This is a genomic window from Methanoculleus sp. MH98A (assembly GCF_000691865.1).
Classification (GTDB): Archaea; Halobacteriota; Methanomicrobia; order Methanomicrobiales; family Methanoculleaceae; genus Methanoculleus.
Map to the genome: position 1 here is coordinate 50,452 of NZ_JMIO01000006.1, position 21,029 is coordinate 71,480.

General features: G+C 64.1%; 20 protein-coding genes. 11 read left to right on the plus strand and 9 right to left on the minus strand.

Features of this window, described 5'->3' with window-relative positions; genetic code table 11:
- Positions 1-145: 145 nt before the first annotated feature.
- From EI28_RS14625 to EI28_RS01030, 4 genes are all read left to right on the plus strand, one after another.
- Positions 146-580: a hypothetical protein gene (locus EI28_RS14625; RefSeq protein WP_231476514.1), complete on the plus strand. Its 435-nt coding sequence runs from the start codon at positions 146-148 to the stop codon at positions 578-580.
- On the plus strand, positions 580-2,181 hold the full coding sequence (locus EI28_RS01020; protein WP_231476523.1) for a heavy metal translocating P-type ATPase: 1,602 nt from the start codon (positions 580-582) through the stop codon (positions 2,179-2,181). The genes EI28_RS14625 and EI28_RS01020 overlap by 1 nt, the downstream gene beginning before the upstream one ends.
- 98 nt (positions 2,182-2,279) lie before the next feature.
- A complete protein-coding gene (locus EI28_RS01025) occupies positions 2,280-3,122 on the plus strand; it encodes a PKD domain-containing protein (protein ID WP_231476515.1) in 843 nt (280 codons plus the stop codon).
- Between the two features lie 94 nt (positions 3,123-3,216).
- The gene (locus EI28_RS01030) at positions 3,217-3,573 is read left to right on the plus strand and encodes a type II toxin-antitoxin system PemK/MazF family toxin (protein WP_231476516.1); all 357 of its coding nucleotides are present in this window, start codon (positions 3,217-3,219) and stop codon (positions 3,571-3,573) included.
- Between the two features lie 508 nt (positions 3,574-4,081).
- Here EI28_RS01030 and EI28_RS01035 read toward each other — a convergent pair.
- Positions 4,082-5,062 carry a hypothetical protein gene (locus tag EI28_RS01035; protein WP_048111945.1) on the minus strand — a complete coding sequence of 327 codons (981 nt, stop codon included), beginning with the start codon at positions 5,060-5,062 and terminating at the stop codon, positions 4,082-4,084.
- A gap of 135 nt (positions 5,063-5,197) precedes the next feature.
- Complete coding sequence (locus tag EI28_RS01040; RefSeq protein ID WP_048111946.1) at positions 5,198-5,830, minus strand: hypothetical protein; 633 nt, start codon at positions 5,828-5,830, stop codon at positions 5,198-5,200.
- A 222-nt stretch (positions 5,831-6,052) separates the two neighbouring features.
- On the opposite strand from EI28_RS01040, the gene EI28_RS01045 reads away from it, so the two are divergent.
- Positions 6,053-6,466 (plus strand): hypothetical protein, encoded by a 414-nt coding sequence (locus EI28_RS01045; RefSeq protein ID WP_048111947.1) that lies wholly within the window; start codon positions 6,053-6,055, stop codon positions 6,464-6,466.
- Between the two features lie 21 nt (positions 6,467-6,487).
- On the opposite strand, the gene EI28_RS01050 is transcribed toward EI28_RS01045, so the two are convergent.
- Together EI28_RS01050 and EI28_RS01055 are read right to left on the minus strand one after the other, a co-directional pair.
- Positions 6,488-8,926: a DNA-directed DNA polymerase gene (locus EI28_RS01050; protein WP_048112042.1), complete on the minus strand. Its 2,439-nt coding sequence runs from the start codon at positions 8,924-8,926 to the stop codon at positions 6,488-6,490.
- Positions 8,927-8,945: 19 nt separating this feature from the next.
- The gene (locus EI28_RS01055; protein ID WP_048111949.1) at positions 8,946-9,812 is read right to left on the minus strand and encodes a malate dehydrogenase; all 867 of its coding nucleotides are present in this window, start codon (positions 9,810-9,812) and stop codon (positions 8,946-8,948) included.
- Positions 9,813-10,017: 205 nt separating this feature from the next.
- Between EI28_RS01055 and EI28_RS01060 the strand changes: the two genes are divergently transcribed.
- Positions 10,018-10,905 (plus strand): dihydroorotate dehydrogenase, encoded by an 888-nt coding sequence (locus tag EI28_RS01060; protein WP_048111950.1) that lies wholly within the window; start codon positions 10,018-10,020, stop codon positions 10,903-10,905.
- Positions 10,898-11,662: a dihydroorotate dehydrogenase electron transfer subunit gene (locus EI28_RS01065; RefSeq protein ID WP_048111951.1), complete on the plus strand. Its 765-nt coding sequence runs from the start codon at positions 10,898-10,900 to the stop codon at positions 11,660-11,662. Before EI28_RS01060 ends, EI28_RS01065 begins: the two co-directional genes overlap by 8 nt.
- Positions 11,663-11,689: 27 nt before the next feature.
- Here the strand turns inward: EI28_RS01065 and EI28_RS01070 are convergent, their stop codons facing one another.
- From EI28_RS01070 to EI28_RS01095, 5 genes are all read right to left on the minus strand, one after another.
- Positions 11,690-12,910: a WD40 repeat domain-containing protein gene (locus EI28_RS01070; protein WP_048111952.1), complete on the minus strand. Its 1,221-nt coding sequence runs from the start codon at positions 12,908-12,910 to the stop codon at positions 11,690-11,692.
- Positions 12,911-13,189: 279 nt separating this feature from the next.
- A complete protein-coding gene (locus EI28_RS01080; RefSeq protein ID WP_048111954.1) occupies positions 13,190-13,813 on the minus strand; it encodes a molybdenum cofactor guanylyltransferase in 624 nt (207 codons plus the stop codon).
- A 17-nt stretch (positions 13,814-13,830) separates the two neighbouring features.
- Complete coding sequence (locus EI28_RS01085) at positions 13,831-14,742, minus strand: ketopantoate reductase family protein (RefSeq protein WP_048111955.1); 912 nt, start codon at positions 14,740-14,742, stop codon at positions 13,831-13,833.
- Between the two features lie 21 nt (positions 14,743-14,763).
- The gene (locus EI28_RS01090) at positions 14,764-15,231 is read right to left on the minus strand and encodes a methylated-DNA--[protein]-cysteine S-methyltransferase (RefSeq protein ID WP_048111957.1); all 468 of its coding nucleotides are present in this window, start codon (positions 15,229-15,231) and stop codon (positions 14,764-14,766) included.
- Entirely contained in the window at positions 15,219-17,228 is a 2,010-nt protein-coding gene (locus EI28_RS01095) for an ATP-dependent DNA helicase (protein WP_048111958.1), read from the minus strand. Before EI28_RS01095 ends, EI28_RS01090 begins: the two co-directional genes overlap by 13 nt.
- A 163-nt stretch (positions 17,229-17,391) precedes the next feature.
- Between EI28_RS01095 and EI28_RS01100 the strand changes: the two genes are divergently transcribed.
- The 4 genes from EI28_RS01100 to corA (EI28_RS01115) all read left to right on the plus strand — a co-directional run bounded on the left by EI28_RS01100 (position 17,392) and on the right by corA (EI28_RS01115) (position 20,961).
- Complete coding sequence (locus tag EI28_RS01100) at positions 17,392-17,646, plus strand: DUF5654 family protein (RefSeq protein WP_011843632.1); 255 nt, start codon at positions 17,392-17,394, stop codon at positions 17,644-17,646.
- 54 nt (positions 17,647-17,700) lie between these two features.
- Positions 17,701-18,723, plus strand: a complete 1,023-nt coding sequence (gene corA / locus EI28_RS01105; protein ID WP_048111960.1) for a magnesium/cobalt transporter CorA — start codon at positions 17,701-17,703, stop codon at positions 18,721-18,723.
- 102 nt (positions 18,724-18,825) lie between these two features.
- Positions 18,826-19,809, plus strand: a complete 984-nt coding sequence (locus EI28_RS01110; protein WP_048111961.1) for a mechanosensitive ion channel family protein — start codon at positions 18,826-18,828, stop codon at positions 19,807-19,809.
- Between the two features lie 153 nt (positions 19,810-19,962).
- Positions 19,963-20,961, plus strand: a complete 999-nt coding sequence (gene corA / locus EI28_RS01115; RefSeq protein WP_048111963.1) for a magnesium/cobalt transporter CorA — start codon at positions 19,963-19,965, stop codon at positions 20,959-20,961.
- Positions 20,962-21,029: the final 68 nt, after the last annotated feature.

Below are 21,029 nucleotides of genomic sequence, written 5' to 3' on the forward strand. Positions count from 1 at the left end.
GACACGTGCCCCGACGCTCTCAGGCTGCGCGCGGCCGGTATATTTACATCCCGCGAGAACGGCATCACCCCCATGAACGGCTACGCACGCGGCCTGAGCATGCACGACGGGACCGCAGAAGAGAAGCAGACGGGGAGGGCATGACGTGGGCCACGATCACGGTGAGAGCGGACGGCACTACGAGACGCATCCAGAAGAGGCCGCCGGACAGAAGCCGCCGGAGACCCGCCGGCCCGGCCACGGCACGCACCGCCACGCCCTCGAGGACTTCCGGCGGCGTTTTGTCGTCTCGACGATACTGACGATTCCGATTCTCCTCCTCTCGGAGCCGGTCCAGGAACTTCTCGGGATCGTCATCCGGTTCCCGGGCTCGGACTACCTGCTCCTCGCTCTTGCGACCGCGGTCTACCTCTACGGCGGCCGGCCGTTTCTTACCGGCATCGTAAGCGAACTGCGGGCGCGGATGCCCGGGATGATGACGCTCATCGCCGTCGCGATCACCGTCGCTACGTATACAGTTCGGCGGTCGTTCTCGGCCTCGTCGGGGGAGAGGGGTTCTTCTGGGAACTCGCCACCCTGATCGACATCATGCTCCTCGGGCACTGGGTGGAGATGCGCTCGGTTCTCGGGGCGTCGCGGGCGCTCGAGGAACTGGTCAGGGTCATGCCCTCGGAGGCGCACCTTCTCCGGGACGCCGGCACGGACGACGTGCCCGTCGACCGGCTCGAACCGGGTGACCGGGTTCTCGTCCGGCCCGGAGAGAAGGTGCCGGTGGACGGCACGGTGATCGAGGGGGCGACGAGCGTCAACGAGGCGATGCTCACCGGGGAGTCGCGCCCGGTGGAGAAGCGCCCGGGTGACGAGGTCATCGGCGGGGCGGTCAACGGCGAGGGCTCGATCGTCGTGGAGGTCCGGCGGACGGGTGCGGAGACCTACCTTGCGCAGGTGATCGACCTTGTACGGAAGGCGCAGGAGAGCAGGTCGCGGACGCAGGACCTCGCGGACCGGGCGGCGTTCCTCCTGGTGGTGATCGCCCTCTCGGTCGGTGCGGTGACGTTCGCGGGATGGTTCGCCCTCGGGGAGGGGACCGGATTTGCGGTGGAGCGGGCCGCGACCGTGATGGTCATCACCTGCCCCCACGCGCTCGGCCTCGCCGTCCCGCTCGTGATCGCGGTCTCGACGGCGCTTGCCGCAAAGTCGGGGTTCCTGATCCGGGACCGGAGCGCGTTCGAGCGGGCAAAAGACCTCACTGCGGTCGTCTTCGACAAGACCGGGACCCTGACGGAGGGGCGGTTCGGGGTCACGGACGTCCTCGCCTTCGGCGGCGCTACGGACGACAACGTGGTCGGGACGACGGCATCGGTTGAGGCGCACTCCGGGCACCCGATCGCCCGGGGCATCGTCCGGAGCGCGGAGGAGCGGGGAATCGCTCCGCTCCCGGTAGAAGGGTTCCGGGCGATCCCGGGGGTCGGCGTCGAGGGGACGGTCGGCGGCCGGAGCGTCCGGGTGGTCGGTCCGGGTTACCTCGCGGAGCGCGGCATCGATGCCGGGGACGGGCGGATTCGGGCGCTCCAGCGGCAGGGCAAGACCGTCGTCTTCCTGCTCGAGGGCGACCGGCTCACGGGAGCGCTCGCGCTCGCCGACATCATCAGGCCGGAGTCGGGGGAGGCGATACGCCGGCTCAAAGAGATGGGCGTCCGGTGCATGATGCTGACCGGGGACAACCGCGACGTCGCCGCGTGGGTGGCGGGGGAACTTGGTCTCGACGAGTTCTTCGCCGGGGTCCTGCCCCATGAGAAGGCGGAGAAGATCCGGGAGGTGCAACGGCGCTACCGGGTGGCGATGGTGGGCGACGGGATCAACGACGCACCCGCGCTCGTCGAGGCCGATCTCGGGGTCGCCATCGGGGCCGGGACCGATGTGGCCGTGGAGAGCGCCGATATCGTTCTGGTGAGGAGCGACCCGCGGGACGCGGCGGCGGTCATCGACCTTGCAAAGAAGACCTACCGGAAGATGTTCGAGAACCTTCTCTGGGCAACGGGCTACAACGCCGTCGCCATCCCGCTCGCCGCCGGGGTTCTGATCGGCGCCGGGATCCTTCTCACGCCGGCGGCAGGAGCGGTGCTGATGAGCGCAAGTACGGTGATCGTCGCGATCAATGCCCGACTGCTCCGGATATAGGCGATCGTGTACCACCGTCCGGCTAATAGGTTGAACCGGGAAGCTCAATGCGGTCAAATAGGGGGGCAGGGCCAGTATCTACCGGAGATGAGTTACTCATGAAACGAGACACTACAATCCGAATCTTCTCCCTCTTCATCGCCCTTGCCGTGGTGGTTCCTGCCGTGCAGGCCGCCCTCACGGTCGATGCAGGGGGCGACCGCACCGTGCTTGCCGGGGAGCCGGTTACCATCCTCGCTGCCTGCAACGACACGGACATCTTCGACGCGATGAACCTCTCGGCTTGCGTCAACTGGAGCACCGGGAGGACCGAGGCGGAGATCGTGCAGGACGACGAGCAGAACGGCACCGTCCGGGCAACCCATACCTACCTCGCCGCCGGCACCTACACGGTCACGGTAGAGGTCGCAAACAACGCGACGGGCGCCGTCGCCTGCGACACCCTGAACGTGACCGTCGCCCCGCAGACGGCGGAAGTGAAGGTCGCCCCGAAGACCCTGAACCAGAAGAGCAACGGTGTCATGACCGTCTTTATCAGCATCGCGGACTGGCTCGGGTTTACCGGAGCCGACAGCGCGAACACGACGGTATCGGACCCCTCGGAGTTCGCGATCGGGAACGCAACACCGGAGAAGGTCAACGTCTGCGCAAAGGACGGCGGCACGCTCATCCTGAAGTACCGGCGCCAGGACCTCGACCTCGCCGCCGGCGACGGCAACCTGACGGTGACCGGGGGCGCCGTGACGGATAACGGTTCCGTCCCGGTCGTCGGCACCGGGTCCGTCTCCGTGATCAACCCGGGCAACGGAAATGCGGCGAAGTTCGGCAGCGATGACGGGCATGCCCGGGCCGCGATGGTGAAGGAGAAGGTGAAGAACCAGAAAGAGTTCCGTGAAGAGCAGCAGAAGTCCAACGGAAAAGCAAAGGGGCAGGCGCCGTAACGGCGCACCGGGAGCGGGAACGCTCCCCTTTTCTCCTGTAATTATAAAGCCCGGATCAATTCTCTTATCGGTTTTCACGTCAACCTGTATGCATATGGGACGCTACGCCAGCGGCGACGTCGTTTTAGCCCCCGTTCGAATCGGGGGAGGGGGCGAGCGAAAGGTGCGCCCGGCTGTGGTCGTTTCTGCGGGAGAGAGCGGGAGCCTGCTGGTCTGCCCGGTATCGAGCAGCCCGTCCGCCGACGGGATCTCGATACCCCTCTCGCTCGACGACTTCGCCCGGGGCGGGCTCGACCTCTTCACCGAGAGCTACGCTCTGGCCGCACACGCCGCCACCATCCGGACGGCGGACGTCATCGGAAAGAAAGGCACCCTCCTGCCAGAGACGCTCGCCGCCGTCCGGGAGGCCATGCCGGGGGTGTACGACAGGAGGGGGCGGGGACGGCGGTGAATGGGTAAAGACTACAAGTCTTGACTGGTGAGCCTCGGGTATTGTATGCTTTTCACGTAAGCGAGAGATGAAGCGATCCGAGAGCGTGGAAAAATCCCAGTACAGTGGACCGTGGGAGTATCGCCATGGGGGAACGACGCTCCGCAGGAGCGGAGTTCGAGCACCGAAGGTGCGAGGCGCGAACGCAGTGAGCGTGAGCACCGTTAGGTGCGAGGAGGGGCTGACGGGGAGTGCGATGGTTCGTGGAACCGGAGCTCGACCACCGTCAGGTGAGGAAGGGGGCTTGCCCCCCTCGAAACTCTTCGAGTTTCTCATGCTCGCTGCGCTCGCACTCCCCTTTGTCCCCACCCCCCATGGCGATACCCCCTCGAAATCCGTAAATGGGGTATAGCAGGTAGCAAGTACCACCGGCGATTCCGCATGCCGATAACGTCCCCGGAAAAACCCTATGATATTAGCAAGGTTGCGGTGAATCTGCCGGACTGAGGCATTCGGCCAAAAAAAGATACTACGCCTCCCCCCCACCGGCACGGAACGGGCAGAAACTCCTGAACGCGTAGAGCAGCCCCCCGTAGCCGAGACTGACCGCGACGATCTGGACGATCGCCCCGAGCAGCGGGATGAAGAGGAGGATCTGCAGGATCACGAACCCCAGGACAAATATCCACGAACGCCCCGGGCTCCATCCCGCCCGGGAGGCGATGACGTCCCCGAGGGCGTATGCGACGAAGAGCGACGAGAGCATCAGGGCGACGATGAAGAGCATTCCTGCGACGAGCGCGATGGGGAGGCCGACGATCGTGATCGCGATGATGACGAGGATGATCGCCGACACGATGATCGCGACGAACCCGAGAACCGTCAGGAGAATCGGGCTCTTCTCGACCTGCCCGACCACCGCAGCGAACAGGTCGGGGAACGCCCGGATGATGAGAAGACCGAGGATCAGGAATCCAACGGCGAAGAGCACCGAGACAAGATCGGGCAGCAGCCCGGGCTCCGGCGGCTCTTCGAACGTCACGTTCCCGGCCGTGCCGGGATTGTTGAAGGTCTCGCCCGATACCGTCAGGTTGCGGAGAACCGATCCCGCGTTGGTGACCTCGCCCGCCGAGATGAACGCATCGCGCTCTATGACGGCATTCTCCCCGATCCTGACCGTGCCCCCGGTGATGAGGGCGTTCGTCGCGTTCCCGTTCAGTTCGATCTCGCCCCCGGCGGCAAGCACCTTCCCGCCGACATCGCCGTTGACGATCAGGGTGCCGCCCGCGGCGATGACGTCGCCGGCGACCGGCGCATCCACCGTCACCATGCCCCCGGCAACCGTCAGGCTGTCTACGGGGGCGTTGACGGTCACGGACCCGCCCGAGGCGACCACATCGTCGGGGATGGGGGTGTCGATAACCTGCTGATCCCCGCTGAGGAACGTGAGCGCCTGGGCTCCGGACGGGATGAGCAGCAGACCGAGAATCAGCACTGCCAGATACTTCATATATCAGGAATAGATCGCTCCCCTCAAAAATCTTCGTGCGAAAAGGGATGACGATACCGGAACAGCGGCGCTCACGGTCGATATAAAGGCCGAACCACCCGCCATCCGGAAGAACTCCGCTCCAGAGCGCTCCCGCTACACCAGATCATCGAGGCGGCGCTTGAGTTCGGCGATCGCCTTGTCCTTCCCGGAAACTTCCGACTCCTGGACGGAACGAATGTTCTCCTCAACCGACGTGACCACCCACTCCTTCGGGACGCCGGACGCCGCGAAGAGCTCCTGCCACTCGTTGGAGCCGAACGGGATGACCCTGACCAGTTTGCCGAGGATGTTCCAGTCGACGACCCGGTACTCTTCTCCGGTACCGGTATCCGCCACCTGTATCGACCGGTCGTCGTTGCACCTCATGACCCGGGCGTGGATGACGTAGACGCTCACCTCGTCTTTGTCGGTGAAGGTGACCTGGACGATGTCGTCCGGCTGCGGGCTCTCGGGAACCACGTATAGGACGATATCGCCCGGATACATCAGTTTCGGCTCGTATCGGTCGGCGATGCCGATGTAACCGGTATCGGAGACGTAGAGCCGGAGATACTCCTGGTAGAACTTGCGGACGATCCAGTAGACCGCTCCCGGGTGCGTCTCCGCCAGTTTCAGGAGGAGATTGTGGATGGCGCTCGGAATGCTCTCCGGCCGATCCAGCACCTGACGGGCCAGATTCTCGTACGCTTCCACAACCCCGGCCTCTGTTTGCGTTGCCTCTGCCATACTAACAAACCCCGGTGCATAATACCGGCGGTAGGATAAAAGTGTTCCTCCGTGTATTCCCGGCATGCCGCCCGGATAGACGTATGTTCCCGGCCCCATACCGGTCCCGGAGAAGGGAAACCGCCGGCCGCCGTCGCCGAGTACGCGAAGAGAAGCGGGAGGAGGAAAAACTATAACGCTTATATTCGACCGTGACCATACAGTAAAGCAGAGGATATTGATATGGGTGGCATAAAGGATTCTACGTATCTTGATGTCCAGAAGGCCCTCGCCCGGCGGTTCTCTCCCCAGGACGGGTGGCAGTTCTCATGGTCCCCCGCCGGCAGTGCGCAGCCGGAGGGTCTGCTCTCCCGCCGGGTCGCCGGCAGGACGGAGCGGGTGCTCGTGAACGTGAAGATGACTCCCAGTGTCCCGGCAGGTGCCGTTGAGGCACTCGAGGCTGCCGCAAGCGCCAGCAAAGCCGACAGGGCTGTTCTCGTCGTGCCCGGCGGGGCGGCCGTCCCGGAGGTTCCCGAGGGAGTCGACGTCCTGGAGATGGGCAACTGGCAGATCGTCGGCGGCCGCATCGCTTGGGCGAAGAACATCGAGCGGAGCGCGTTCCTCGAGGAGGAGCGTGCGCGAAGGGGTCTCGCGTAAAGCGGCCCCTCAAAACTTTTCTTACATCCCGAAATCAAAGAGCGTCGTCCGCGAGGGATCGACGTCGTGCCAGTCCCACCCGAGCGGCTCGATGATCCGCGAGAGTGGGCCTTTGAGCGTCTTCTCGAGCATCGTCTCCCAATCGACGACGAACTCCGGCGGCACCTGGTCGGCATACTCGAAGCAGACCACGTCCGTTCGCGGGTACTTCGCCGTGACGGCCTTGATGTAGACGCGTTTGGGTTTGCTGCCCCGCTTGAAGTCGGTCCCGAGATGCATGTTCGAGTACTTGGCGCCCCGGATGTGGGCGTCGTCGTTCTCGTAACTATCCAGGCTCTTCCCGATACCGCCCGGAATGCCGGCCTCGTCGAGGGAGTACTCCCCCCGGCGGTACTTTCGGATGACGTCGCGGAGATACGCCTGCACGTCGCTGAACGCGTCCCCGCGGAGGATCATCTCGATGACGGCGCGCTGCACCTCCCGCGTGATCTGCGGGGAGTCGCTGCGCCGGATCTCGAAGCCGACGACGTCCACCTCGTCGACGTCCTTGCCCTCCTTCCAGACCAGGTGCCCCGCGTAGCGCTTCTTCTTGCCTGCCTGGAAGAAACGGCGGTAGACCTTCTCGAACTTGATGGAGAAGTAGTGCGTATCGGCGTTCAGCTCGGTCTTCGCAAAGTCGCCGTAGCTCGCGTTCAGCGTCGCCTCGATCTCCCTCGCCCGCGCAATGGTCGCCTCGAGATCGCCCGGCGGAACCTCGATCATGCAGGAGTCGGTGTCGCCGTAGAGGACGGTGTAGCCGAGATTGGTGATGATATCCCGGGTGTGCCTGATGATCGCCCGGCCGACCGAAGTGACCGCCGACCCGATCTCGCGGTCGTAGAGCCTGAACCGGGTGTAGCCCGAGACTCCGTAGTAGGAGTTCATGATCACCTTCAGGACGTTCTGCTGGAGGTCGTAGAGAACGTACTCCGGCGACCCGAAGGGGTAAAGGTTTCGGAGGCGCTTGCGCTCGTCCCGCTCCTCGAGGAGCTCGGCGATGATGCTCCTCGTCAGCCCGTCCGGCTCCCGGGAGAACCGGATGCCGTTCGGGGCCCGCAGTTCGCCGTCCGGGTTCTTCGTCTCGGGCGAGGCGTTGATCGTCATCATCGCCATCGGGTAGAGCGATTTCAGGTCGAGGACCACCACGTTCTCCCGGAGGCCCGTCGCGGGCTCAAAGACCGTCGCTCCCTCGAACTCGTCGCCTGCGGCGAGCCCTTTTGAAGGGAGGACGAACGCGCCCGACGCCTTCCGGAGAACGAAGATGTCGATGACGTTCGAGGAGTTCAGCGTCCGGTCGAGCGGGCACCCGACGTACCGGGCGATCTCCCGGTAGAACTCGATGATGTTGTTCTTTTGATCGATCCCGACGCAGAGCTCGACGTCGCGGTAGTTGTACTCCACAAGCCGCTTCGGGTCGGTACGCCAGAGGTCGGTGATCGTCCCGGTGTAGCGGACCTTCGTCACCCCGAGTTCCTCCCCGGCGATCGCATCGAGCCGGTAGGACTCCTTCTGGGCCTGGTGCATCTTCCGGTAGGCAGCGAGGAGATCGAAGATCGAGCGGCCCCGGACGGCGTTTCGCTCGGTCTGTCCCGGGATACGGGCGAGATCCTCGGCCTTGAGACCGAGCGCCCCCATCCGTTTCACGATGTAGGGGATATCGAACTCTACGAAGTTCCAGCCCGAGAGGATATCGGGGTCGCGTTTTTTGACGTAGTCGAGGAGCCCCTTGAGCATCGCGATCTCGTCCGGGTACCGGACAACCCGGTGCCGCTCTTGGACGCAAAGATCCGGCGCGTCGCCCGCCGCCTCGCCGGGTTGCCAGAGGAGGGTCGTGTAGTCGTCGTCGAACGAGTCCCAGCAGGTGACGCAGATGATCGGGTCGCGCTCGGGCTCGGGGAACCCCTGCTCGTCCACGCACTCGATATCCATGATGCAGGTGCGGGCCGGGGCTTTGATCTCGGCCGGCGCGAGTTCACGACACTCTATCTCAAAGGCACCATCGGGCGATTCAACTGCACCGGCAGGCAATTCGACACCGGCGGTAAGACCGCAGTCTATCATGAATCGGGTGGTAAACGGGATATCGGCCTCATAGTGCTGCGAAAATACATCGCGGACGGCACGGACATCGCCGGGACGCCGGGTGTAGAGCCGCCGGAGGGGAACGCCCTGGATAGAGCGATAGGTTGTATTTTCTTCAACGCCGACGATCTCCTGCGGGAGAGATCTGCCATCCACCTGATCGGCAGGCGCATAGAAGTAGGGCCGAAAACCGCGCACCCTGACTTGAATGGCCTTCCCGGATGCGTCCCGGCCGAAGATATAAACGACCGGGGTATCGGCACCGACGTTACCGTACTCTACTTGATGGATGCCGATCCGCGCTTTCCCGAAGTCCCCCAGCGTTGCCGGAACGCTCATGCCGGACTCGAGCACCCGGTCAGCCATCGAACCTCCTGCAGAGTTCCCGCACGAACGCTCCCGCCTCCGCCATCTTCGCGGACTCCCAGGGATCGAGGTCCCACTCCTCGATGCCGAGGATGCCCTCGCGGCCTATCCGGGCGGGGACGCCGAGGGAGCAGCCGGAGAGGCCGTATTCACCGTCCAGCACGCACGAGCAGGGCAGCACCTCGCGCCGGTCGTGGAGGATCGCCCGGATCAGCATGGCGATGTGATACGCCGGCCCAAAGACCGTCCCTCCTTTGCCGCGGATCACCTCCATGCTCGCCCCCCGCATCCGGGAGAGGGTTGCTTCGCGCTCACCGGCATCAAGATCGCTGCCGGTCTTCGAGAAGATCGGTACCTGGCGATCGCCGTGCTCCCCGAGCACCCACGCAGGCCCGCCGATCCCTACCTCGCGGAGGAACCCGCCAAACCGTGCGCTGTCGAGCTGGCCGCCGAAACCGATGCACCGCTGCCGGTCGATGCCCATCATCTTCCAGAGGCCGTAGTTGTTCGCGTCCATCGGGTTCGTGACGGAGATGACGACACCGGGGAACCCCTCCAGGAGCTCGCTGCACCGCTTCGCCACCGGGATATTGGCCTCGAGAAGGTCGGCCCGGGTCCTGATATCCGGTGTCCTCGGGGTGCCCGCCGCAAAGACGAATATATCGGCATCCCGCATCGCCGCCGTTTCGGTGGAGACCGTGACGTCGATACCCGTGTGCTGCAGGTCGAGCACCTGTGCCCGGAGGAGGGGCTCGTATACATCGTAGACGACGATCTCGTCTACGAGACCGAGCGCGGCGGAGAGGAACGCCGTCTCGCCCCCCACCTTTCCGACGCCCAAGATTGCAAGCGAGGTCATAGTATCGGTCCTGATTCTCGGTAATGGTATATGGTATGCGCGCAAAGAGGCCCTTGACTGCACGGAGAATAACGATCCGGCGGGGAAAAGAGCCATCTTACCGTCTCCCGTGCCGGTACCCGGGCTCCGGAGAGCGGAGCACATGTTTTCCTGTTAGTACACTTGGCGCGAGAGTATAATAATACTCTACTCCTACCTTTTTTCAATGGTTGCGCTTTATCCAGGCCCCATCGAGGTCGGCGGCGTCCGACTGAGGAACCACCTGCTGCTCGCGGCCGGCGTCCTCGGTACCACCGGGGCGTCGCTCGCCCGTATTCTCGCGAACGGCGCGGGCGGCGTGGTCACGAAATCCATCGGCCCGAGCCCGAAAGAGGGGCACCCCGGCCCCTGCCTGGTCGTGGTCGACGGCGGCATCATCAACGCCATGGGCCTGCCGAACCCCTCGGCCGCGTTCAAGGACGAACTGGCCGCTCTTCAAGGGGAGCCGGTGATCGTGAGCATCTTCGGCGGGACGCCTGAGGAGTTCCGGACGGTCGCCGGGTGGTTCGCCGGCACGGCCTCCGGGCTCGAGTTGAACCTCTCCTGCCCCCACGCGGAGGGCTACGGGGCGGCCATCGGGAGCGACCCGGCTCTCGTGGAGGAGTGCACCCGGGCCGTAGCCTCCCTCGGGGTTCCGACCTGGGTGAAACTCACCCCGAACGTCGCCGATATCGCCGAGATCGGGGCGGCAGCGGAGCGCGGCGGGGCGGACGCGATCGTCGCGGCCAATACCGTGAAGGCGATGCGGATATCGACTGCACTCCGTCGGCCGGTGCTCGGGAACCGGTTCGGCGGGCTCTCGGGTAAAGCCATCTTCCCCGTTGCGGTCCGGTGCGTCTACGACCTCTACGAGGCGTGCTCCATCCCGATCGTCGGGTGCGGCGGAGTCTCCACCGCCGACAACGTCGTCGAGATGATGATGGCGGGCGCGAGCGCCGTCGAGATCGGGAGCGCGATCATCGACGACATCGGGATCTTTGCTGCAATTGCAGACGACCTCTATAGCCTCGACGGCATCGACGCGGGCGAGATCGTGGGGTGCGCCCATGCATGAGCAGATGCCCGCAGGGGTTACGATAACACAGATCGTTGAGGAGACACCGTCGATCAGGACGTTCGTCTTCGACCGCGAGATTGCAGCACGGCCGGGCCAGTTCGCGATGATCTGGGTGCCGGACGTGGACGAGGTCCCGATGGCCCTCTCCTCCCCGTCCTCGATCACCGTCCAGAACGTCGGCGACGCAACCGCCGCTCTCTTTGCGATGCACGAAGGCGACCGGATCGGGATACGGGGTCCGTACGGGAACGGGTTTGCCGTCTCCGGCAGAACGCTTGCCGTCGGCGGCGGTGTCGGGGCCTCCCCGCTGCTGCCGCTTGTCACGGCAGGGCAGGTGGACACCTTCCTCCTCGGCGCCAGGACGGCCTCCGAACTCCTCTTCGCGGAGAGGATACGCGATGCGGCGACGCTGATGGTCGCGACCGACGACGGCACCGCCGGCCACCACGGGTTCGTGACCCAGCTCTTATCAAGGGTGGATCTTGCCGACTTCGAGCACATCTGCGTCTGCGGGCCCGAGGTCATGATGGCGGCGGTGCTCGCCGTCCTCGACCGGGAAGGGTGTGCCGGGCGGGGGCTCTTCTCCCTCCACCGCTACATGAAATGCGGGGTCGGCCTCTGCGGGTCGTGCTGCACCGACCCGCACGGCCTGCGGGTCTGCAGGGACGGCCCCGTCTTCTCCGGCGACGTCCTGCTCGACAGCGAGTTCGGGCACTATGCGCGCGACGCAAGCGGGAGCAGACGCCACGTTTAGCGCCCTCTCTGGCTGAAATACAGAGGGTCAGGCCAGGAAGTCTTCCTGGGGTTCAAAGAGAAGGGAGAGGATGTTCTCCACCCACCCGAACACCCTTGAGGTTATCGGGACTTCCCGGGCCCCGGCGCTTACTTCCGCCGCCGTATCCGTGCCGGTGTTCTCGGGGGCCGGAGGAACGGTCACGCCGACCGTCACGTTGTCCGACGGTTCGGTCTCGTTGATCGCTGTCTCCGGCTGATTCCAGGCCTCGATCAGGTCCGGATCGTTTGTGAAGAGACGGATTGACCGATCGCCTTCGCCGCCCCCGACGACGAGGAACGAACCGTCGGGGGTCACCGCGACGGACTCCGCACGGCCCTTGAGGGCGATCTTCTGGACCTCGGCTCCCGTGTAGTCGAGGACATGGATTGTCCTGCCGGCTGCAGCAAAAATCCTCCTTGCCTCGTTCGTCAGGGCCGTCGAGATGACGGCATCCCCCACGGGGTATTTCCAGAGGTGTTCCCCCTCCCCCGTGGAGAGGTAGAGGCACCGGTCGACCGACCCGGCCGTCACGAACCGTCCGTCGGGGGTGAGGTCAATCCCCCTCACCATTTTGCCGGTCCCGTAACTCCAGGACTCTCCCTCCCTGCTGTTGAGGAGGTAGACCCCCTGGTTATCGCAGCCGATAGCGATCCTGCGGCCGTTCTCCGATATCGCGAGATCGTAGCTGTCGGTTCCCATGTCGTAGTCCCAGAGCTGTTTCTTGTTCCGGTCGAAGATGTAGACCGCACCGTTGTCGCATCCGGCGGCAACGTACATGCCGTTCGACGAGAGATCCACACTCCGGTAGACGAACGTCGTCTTCTCGGTCCAGAGCAGGTCTCCGTCCCCGTCGTAGAGATAGAGCTTGTCTGCAGCAACCCCTATCCCCGACCCTTCGGGCGATATCCCGACGCTGTTCACCCTTCCGCCGACATTGGCCTTCCAGAGGACGTCTCCCTGCCGGTCGAGAACGTACACCGCGGAGCCTGCAGAGGCGACGATCGTGGAACCGTCGTGCGTGACCGCCACGGAACTAACAGGGCCGTTGGCCCCCTGTCCCCAGACGGGAACGTACTCCCCCTCGTCCGCGGAGGCAACCCCACACAGGGCAGCGGTAAGGCAGCATAACAGAAGGAGCACCCTCTTGATACGCCCGGAATCCACAAGCCCGGAACAAGCCCGGACCCTGACGGTAGAACTGGATGAAGTCACTTCCCCCGATGACATCAGGCCCTGATCCACGGAGATAACATATATACCTTTCGGGCAACGTTCCGCATCAGGGTTCCGGGACGGTTCTCCGGCTCCTGCCCGGCCTCAATCAGGGACGGCCGGAGGCCGCCGCGGTTTCGGGAATACCGGTAGAACTTTTTGAGGATTCGAGAGGGGCGGCCTCGGGAACTCACCGGCCGGGTCGCGAGAAAAGGGCGGTTCACGACCGGAATGCTCGCAAGGACGGTGCGGAGGGCGGTCTCCCGCCCGCTTACGGGCCAGGGCTCCAAACGTTCAGCAGGGGTCACGCGGGTCGTCGGTATCGTGCCCTGCCACAGGATCGATCGACTCCAGGTCTTCGAGATTGTTGATATTCGTAAACGTCAACAGACCCGGATCGATCTCGCGAATCTTTTCTACAGGCACGTACCGGGTATTGAGACTCCAGATCATCGGCCGGAGCGAGAGCGACTCGTGCTTCTCCAGGTAGCCGAGCAGTGCGCTCCTCCGGTAGACCGCGTGGAGCGGTTCGAGCATATCGGCATTCCAGCAGGGAATAGCGGCATCGTAGCCGACGGCGGCATCAAAGAGCATTCTCACCACACCCGGGTGAATACAGGGCATGTCGCAGGCTGCAACGAAGACGTACTCACCGTGCACCGCGAATGTCCCCGCGTGCAGCCCGCCGATGGGGCCAAGACCTCTCCGGACGTCCGATATGCACCTGACATCCCCAATATGGCCGAACCGCTCGCACTGTTCGGGGTCACGCGCGACCACCACGATCTCGTCCGCCACCTCCTTCAGGGTGTCGATGAGACGGTCGATGAAGGTCTTGCCCCGGAACGTAAAGAAGTACTTCTCCCGCCCGCCGGCACGCCGTGCCGCCCCGCCAACGAGGACTATTGCAGATCGCATGCTCTTCTCTCCCGGCGTCAGATCCGCTCCCGGAAGCGGATCAGTTCGGCGATACAGGTGTTGTAAGCCGCATCGATGCCGTGCTGTTCGGCGAGTGCCGCCACCGCACCGTTCATGAAGTCGATCTCGGTCTTCCTCCCGCCGGCGATATCCTGGAGCATCGACGAGTGGTGGGCGGCCGTCGCGGGGAGCTGGGTCGCCCGGAGATACTCCAGGTACGCCTCCGCCGTCTCCCAGGGGAGGGGGACGGCCTCGGCCTCCGCCACCCGGTAAGCCTCCTCTACGATTGCGGCGACGACCCCCCATGCGTGCGGATCGGTGAGCGCGCCGTAAGGAACGTTCATGAGGGCGCCGAGCGGGTTTAATGCGCAGTTGTAGAGGGTCTTGCCCCAGATGTCCGTCCTGATGCCAGCGGTCGCCTCCGCCCGGATACCAGCCTCCCGGATGAGGGCGGCGAGACGCTCGACCGCGTCGTCCGTACCGGACGGGAACCGCCCGAGTTTCATGGGCGCCGCCTCCACGGAGACGTGGACCGACGCATCGCCCCGCCACTCGAACCCGGTGATGATCATGGCGCCGATGACCCGATCGGTGAACCGCGTGATGATCTCCTCGTTTCCGATACCGTTCTGGAGACTCACCACCTCGCGCCCCCTGATGGCGTCGGCGAACTGGCGGCAGATCGCCTCCGTGCCGGTGGACTTTGCGGCGACGATGTAGTAGTCGGCATCCCGCCACGCGCCGGGGAGATCCTCGGAGCAGCTGAACCGGTATGCGCCCTCTCCCCATATGCCGGTCATCAGAAAACCCTGTTTCCGTACCGCATCCGCGTGCCGCGTCCTCGCTACGGCGTGAACGTCCGCAACGCGGGACAATTTTGCGGCAACGGTCAGCCCGACCGCCCCGGCGCCCAGGACCACGATCTTCATTTCGATATAACTATGGCGAAGTTACCTGTTAACTTCTCGCTTTTTCGGCGTGCAGACATCTCCCCGGCGCTCCATACCAAGCAGGATCTCTTTGATCGCGAGATCAGGGGAGAACCCGCCCATGCCGGTCTTCGCGACGACCCGGTGGCAGGGTACCACGATCGGGGTCGGGTTCCGGGCCATCGCCGCCCCGACCGCCCGGGGCGCGGTTCCGACCATCCGGGCAACCTCGCCGTAGGTGACGGTCTCCCCGCAGGGGATTGCCCGGACAGCACGGTAGATCTTCGCAAAGGTCGTATCGCCCTCGGTCGCGACGCTCCGGAGGGAGGTGAGGTCCGCCGGCCGCCCGGCACAATAGCGCAGGATCTCTTCCGGGACCCGGCCGGGGATGCCGTCACGAGCGAACCGCACCCGGTAGACGAGGTCGTCCTGCCACGCGACGTGGACGTGCCAGAGGCCGAACCGGCACGAACCGGTCAGGATCGCCATCTCTCGGCCTCCTTTTTGAAAGCATCTACGGTGCATGCCGTCATCTCCTCCTGCATCCACGGCGGCAGCCCCGCGTGAACCCGGCGCTCCAGGAACCTCTTCTCCCCGAGGATGAGCATACCCCGATCATCGGGCGTACGGAGCACCCGGCCGAGCGCCTGCAGAGCGCGGTTGACCGCCGGGAGGGTGTAACTGATGAACTCCCCCTCCTCGCCGAACTTCATCCGGAAGTAGTCGATCACCATCTTGCGGACGCGGTTGAACGGCGCGAGCGGGAGACCGATGACGAGCGCTCCTGCAAGCATCTCGCCGCGGTAGTCCAGGCCCTCGCTCCACTTGCCGCCGCAGACCGCAAAGAGGATGCCCGAGCGGCCGGTTCCCGGGAGGGCCATGAACTCCCGGAGCATCGTGGCCGAGGCCGCGGTATCCTTGGACTCGATGTAGATCTGCTTCTTTCTGATGCGGGGTGCGCAACGCTCCGCGAAGGTGTTCAGGAGGTCGTAGGAGGGAAAATAGACCGCAAGGTTCCCGGGGAGGCGGGCAAACGTGGTGATGTAGTCCTCGGTCCGTGCGAGGTTCTCTCTGTCCCGGCGCATCGAGTAGGCGGTGGTGATGTCGTTTGCGCAGAAGATGCGGCGGTTCTCCGGGGGGAAGGAGTTCGGGAGCGACATCGCCGTGACGGGAAGGTCGCCGAAGTAGTAGCGCCGGTAACTCTCGATGGGGGAGAGCGTCCCCGAGATCAAAACGCAGCAGGCGTGCGCCCGGGCGATGTCCTGGAGTTTGGTGCTCGGGTCGATGTTTCGGACCTCGAGCGCCACCGCCCCGTCGTCCTCTTTGCGGTAGACCGTGAGGTATGCCGGGTCGGCGGCGGAGCGGAAGATCCGGTAGAAGAACTCGGTCAGCCGCTCGATTGCGCTCTCCCGGAACTCGCCCGCCTGCATGTTCTTCTCGCGAATCCCCTCGCTGATCTTGAGGAGGTCGTCCACGATCTCCTCCACGCTCCGGTAGAGCGTGCCGGAGAGGATCATCCGCTGGAAGATGGCGGGGTCGAACCAGTCCTCGGCCTCGTGCGAACCCTTGAGCGCCTCCATGAACCGGTTGATCTGCGGCAGGATCTGGACGATGGCGTCCGCCTGCGGCGATCGCCGCCGTCCGGAGAGTTCGTGACCGGCCTGCACGATATCCCGCTCCTCGATCGTCACGCTCTCGATGCTCTGGACGACGTCCCCGCAGTTATGAGCCTCGTCGATGAGCAGCATGGCGTCGTGCCCCTCGATCCCGAGCGACTGGTAGAGCTGTTCCCGGATGGCGTCGTCGAAGAGGTGGTAGAAGTTCACGAGCACAACGTCGGCGTCCCGGGCGGCATGCATCATCGTGTCGTAGGGGCAGATGTCGCCGCAGAACCCGGCGAGCTGGTCAGGCCAGATCAGCTCGGTGCTCACCCGCTCGGCCCGGACACGCAGGGCCGCCGACGGGATCATCTTCAATCCCCCATCCTCGGGCTCCACGAACGATTTACCGTGGATGAAGTAGGGGCAGATGAGCGGGTGCTCCGGGTCCATCTTGCGGATCTGCTGCTTGATCTGCCGGTCGTTCGCCGGGACGAGCGAGCCCTTCTGCGCCCGCTCCCGCATCAGCGCCGTCGAGAAAGACTTGACGCCCTCGCACCGCCGGTAGATATCGCCCTCGCCGCCGAGCGGGCACATGCTGGACTTGCCGATGAGGTAGGCGAACTTGAGGTTGCCGCGCTTCTTCCGGATGAGCTCGAGCTCGCGCATGAACGTGGCGAGCTGGCTGATGGTCCGGACGGCGACGAGCACTTTCCGGCCCCGGCTCTCCGCGAGGAGCGCGGAGACCACGCTCGACTTGCCGCTCCCGGTCGGCGCATCGATCATGGCGATGCCGCCGTCGCGTGCGATGGAAGCGGCCGCTTCAAGCATCTCCCGCTGATGGGGCCGGTACTCCCGGTACGGGAACCAGTCGTCGAGGCTATCCATTGCATACAGTTCGACGGCTGACATCAATGTAGTTTGGGTGCCCGGGGCGAAAGTGAACGGTGGCGGTACTGCCCGAACGGCGGAAGGGAGGGAGGGCGCAGACCGGGACGCCCTTGCGGAAGTATTATATATTAGCCCGCTTACCGCTCGCCGGTGAGACTGTATGTCACTCAAGGCTGAGGTCATTGAAAAGGTATCGGCTCTTCTCGCGGCTGCATTCGGCCTGATCGCCGCTCTCGCATGGAACGGAGCCATTCAGGAGCTTTTCGCGGAGATTTTTGGAGATCAGAGCTCGCTTGTCGCCATGTTCGTGTATGCCATCGTCGTGACGATCATCGCGGTGATCGCGGTCATCCTGATCGGCCGCGCTGCAGCGAAGGCGAAGAGAGAGGATGAGATAGCGGCAACAAGAAGGTGAAGCCCAAAAATCCCTTCATTTTCGATAAACCCACCTGAACCACCCGGATATCCTATGAGCCTGCACGACGACCGGGTGACGGGTGGAGCGGCCCCCCGCTCACGACCGGTCACCGTCACGGTCATCGATTACGATGAGTCCCGCCTCGGCGAGCGAACGTATACGCTGCCAGAGCTCCGGCTCCCGGCTCGCCGTCCGGCGGTCATCTGGATCGACGTCGACGGCGTCCACGATACCGGGGTGATCCAGGCGGTCGGGGATGCCGTCGGGATTCACCCCCTGACCCTGGAGGACATCGCGAACACCCGCCAGCGGCCGAAGATCGAGGATTACGGCGATTACCTCTACGTTGCAGTCCGGATGCTCGCTCCCGGAGACGGCGAGTTCCACAGCGAGCAGGTCAGCCTGGTGCTCGGGAGAGGTTACGTCGTATCCTTCCAGGAACACCCGGGCGACGTCTTCGAGCGCATCCGGGAGCGGCTGCGTGCAGGAGCCGGGCGGCTCCGAAGCGAGGGGGCCGATTACCTCTTCTATGCCCTGCTCGACGCGATTGTCGACGGCTACTTCTCTGTGATCGAGGTCTTCGGGGAGCGTATCGAGGTGGTCGAGGAGGAGGTGGTGGCAGACCCCGACCGGGAGACCCTGCAGGCGATCTACGCCTTAAAACGGTCCCTTGTTGCCCTCCGGCGGTCGGTCTGGCCGCTCCGCGACGTGGTGGCGGAACTCGAACGGGGCGAGTCGCCCCTTATCCAGGAACCGACGCTCGTCTACCTCCGGGATGTCTACGACCACACCATAGAGGTCGCCGAGACCGTGGAGACCTACCGGGATACAATGTCCGGAACCCTCGACGTCTACCTCTCGAGCCAGAGCAGCAAGATGAACGAGATCATGAAGGTCCTCACCGTCATCGCCACCATCTTCATCCCGCTCACCTTCATCGCCGGGGTCTACGGCATGAACTTCGCCTACATGCCGGAGATCAGCCATCCCTGGGGATACCCGGCGGCCCTCGCCTCGATGACGGTCGTCGCGGCCGCGATGCTCCTCTACTTCAGGAAGAAAGGCTGGATCTGAACCGCGGCCGCCACCCCTTCCCGCCCGTAACCAGGATATCATTATATCCCGCAACGTCAAAACCCGCGCCATCTTGCTGCGAGGAGAAGCAGGGCGAGGAGTATGCAGGCGGACCGACGGCAACCGGAGAGGCAGGAAGAGAGACGGGCGACGCTGAGAACCGTCGCCGTCATCGTGATCTCCGGCACCGCCACGGCCCTGTTCCTGCTTGCAGCACTCCTCTACCCGGACATCTTCCTCGAACGCGTCTTCTACACGTCCCTCACGATCAGCCTCGTCTACTTCTTCTTCCTCGTCGTCGAGTCGCTCACCCTCCGGCGCATCAAGGACGAGCGGGAGCGCTACTCGTTTCGGAGAACGGTGTCCATCTTAAAGTTCGTCGTCGTCGCCGTCATCCTCCTCCGGGTCTGGATCGACACCAACTACATCTTCGTCGCCTACGGGATCATCGGTGCCGGGATCGCCGTCGCGCTCCAGGATCTCTTCAAGAACTTCGTCGGCGGGATCCTGATCATCGTCTCGCGCACCTACCAGATCGGCGACCGTATCGAGATCAGCGAGACGATGGGCGACGTGATCGATATCGGGATCCTCGCGACGAAGATCCTGGAGATCCACGCCCGCGACGTGAAGGGGGATCAGGCAACGGGCAGGATCGCCGTCGTCCCGAACGGTGCCGTCCTGTCATCAAGGGTCTTCAACTACACGATGGATCACACCTTCGTCTGGGACGAGATCTCCATCCCCATCACCTACGGGTCGGACTGGCGGCGGGCGGTCTCCCTCTTTCTCGATATCGTTCGCCGGGAGACAGCGGCGACGTCCGGACGGGCCGAGCAGGAGATCGAGAGGATCGGCATGCGTTACTACCTGCCGAGGAGAGAGGTGGAGCCGTCCGTCTACCTGACCCTCACCGACAACTGGATCGACTTTTCTATCCGGTACGTGACCGATGTCCGGAGGAAGCGGGCCACGAAAGACGACCTCTCCCGCAAACTCCTCGAGGCGGTCGAAGCGGCCGACGATATCACCATCGCGACCGAGAACATCATCGTCTACGACGGCGGGCCGGTCGAGGAGGCATAATCGACCCGACAGTGATGTTTTATACCATGGGATGGATGCCCCCTCCCGGGGATGGTATCCGTGGCCCCTGCCGGGCGGCTCGCCGGGTGATTTGCCGGGACCGGCAAGGCGTATCCGCCTCTCCCCCGGGGAGCAGGGAGTCGGGAGGTGGTGATGCGGCCGGAAAAAACCTGTGGGATACTCTCGATCCGGGTGATCGACTACACGGAGGATCGCATCGAGGAGCACGAGTGCATCGAACTCACCGAGGCATGGTCGTGGATCGGCCGGGAGACGGTCACCTGGATCGACGTCGTCGGGGTGCCGGAGCGCGACGAACTCGTGATCCTCGGCAGGCAGGCGGGGATCCACCCGCTCACGATGGGGGATATCACGGCCCCGGACCAGCGGCCGAAGGTGGAGGAGTTCGGGAGCTACGTCGCCGTCATCGCGAGGATGCTCTCGGAGAGAGACGGCAGAGTCACAAGCGAGCAGGTCAGCCTGATCTTCGGGGAGAACTACGTCATAACGTTCCGGGAGCAGCCCTTCCAGGTCTTCGAGCAGGTCAGGGAGCGGCTCAGGAACGAGCTGAGCGTCACCCGGGGATCGGGGCCGGATTTTCTCGCCTATACGCTCCTCGACGCCATGGTGAGTGTCTACCTCGCCATCCTCGACGCGGTCGACGACCGGGTGGAAGACCTCCAGGGCAGGGTTCTGGCTGCCGCGGACCCGCTTGCCTTAAAACAGATCTACGAACTCAAGGAAGATCTCCTGACCATCCGGAGAGCGGCCGTCCCGGCACGCGAGGTTCTCGGGGCGCTTGCAAGCCGGGAGTTGAGCCTTGTCCGGAAGGAGACGATCCCGTACTTCCGGGATATTTACGATCGGTGCATCCAGGCGGCAGAGGTTGCGGAGTATACCAGGGATACCCTCTCCGGCGTGATGGATCTCCATACCTCGAACCAGAACAACAAGCTCGCCGAGATCACGACGATCCTCACCATCGTCGCGAGCATCTTCATCCCTTTGAGCTTTATCACCGGGTTTTACGGGATGAATCTCAGGGACATACCGCTCGAAGACTCGCCCTGGGGCTACCTGCTCGTTCTCCTCCTCATGCTGGGTGTCGCGCTCGCGATGCTTCTCTACTTTAAAAAGAAAGAGTGGATATGACGGCGAGCCCTGCGGCGCGGGGAGAGGGGCGGCAACCCCCTTTTTGTAGCGAGAATGCCAACACTTCT

Bases quoted from the DNA above. Each gene is read 5' to 3' on its own strand.
- EI28_RS01100 (WP_011843632.1), top strand. From the start codon at position 17,392: ATGTCACTCAAGGCTGAGGTCATTGAAAAGGTATCGGCTCTTCTCGCG.
- corA (WP_048111963.1), top strand. From the start codon at position 19,963: ATGCGGCCGGAAAAAACCTGTGGGATACTCTCGATCCGGGTGATCGAC.
- EI28_RS01090 (WP_048111957.1), bottom strand. From the start codon at position 15,231: ATGGCGATCCTGACCGGTTCGTGCCGGTTCGGCCTCTGGCACGTCCAC.
- EI28_RS01110 (WP_048111961.1), top strand. From the start codon at position 18,826: ATGCAGGCGGACCGACGGCAACCGGAGAGGCAGGAAGAGAGACGGGCG.
- corA (WP_048111960.1), top strand. From the start codon at position 17,701: ATGAGCCTGCACGACGACCGGGTGACGGGTGGAGCGGCCCCCCGCTCA.
- EI28_RS01070 (WP_048111952.1), bottom strand. From the start codon at position 12,910: ATGTCATCGGGGGAAGTGACTTCATCCAGTTCTACCGTCAGGGTCCGG.
- EI28_RS01050 (WP_048112042.1), bottom strand. From the start codon at position 8,926: ATGAGCGTTCCGGCAACGCTGGGGGACTTCGGGAAAGCGCGGATCGGC.
- EI28_RS01085 (WP_048111955.1), bottom strand. From the start codon at position 14,742: ATGAAGATCGTGGTCCTGGGCGCCGGGGCGGTCGGGCTGACCGTTGCC.
- EI28_RS01040 (WP_048111946.1), bottom strand. From the start codon at position 5,830: ATGGCAGAGGCAACGCAAACAGAGGCCGGGGTTGTGGAAGCGTACGAG.
- EI28_RS01045 (WP_048111947.1), top strand. From the start codon at position 6,053: ATGGGTGGCATAAAGGATTCTACGTATCTTGATGTCCAGAAGGCCCTC.
- EI28_RS01055 (WP_048111949.1), bottom strand. From the start codon at position 9,812: ATGACCTCGCTTGCAATCTTGGGCGTCGGAAAGGTGGGGGGCGAGACG.
- EI28_RS01080 (WP_048111954.1), bottom strand. From the start codon at position 13,813: ATGCGATCTGCAATAGTCCTCGTTGGCGGGGCGGCACGGCGTGCCGGC.
- EI28_RS01065 (WP_048111951.1), top strand. From the start codon at position 10,898: ATGCATGAGCAGATGCCCGCAGGGGTTACGATAACACAGATCGTTGAG.
- EI28_RS01030 (WP_231476516.1), top strand. From the start codon at position 3,217: ATGGGACGCTACGCCAGCGGCGACGTCGTTTTAGCCCCCGTTCGAATC.
- EI28_RS01060 (WP_048111950.1), top strand. From the start codon at position 10,018: ATGGTTGCGCTTTATCCAGGCCCCATCGAGGTCGGCGGCGTCCGACTG.
- EI28_RS01035 (WP_048111945.1), bottom strand. From the start codon at position 5,062: ATGAAGTATCTGGCAGTGCTGATTCTCGGTCTGCTGCTCATCCCGTCC.
- EI28_RS01025 (WP_231476515.1), top strand. From the start codon at position 2,280: ATGAAACGAGACACTACAATCCGAATCTTCTCCCTCTTCATCGCCCTT.
- EI28_RS01095 (WP_048111958.1), bottom strand. From the start codon at position 17,228: ATGGATAGCCTCGACGACTGGTTCCCGTACCGGGAGTACCGGCCCCAT.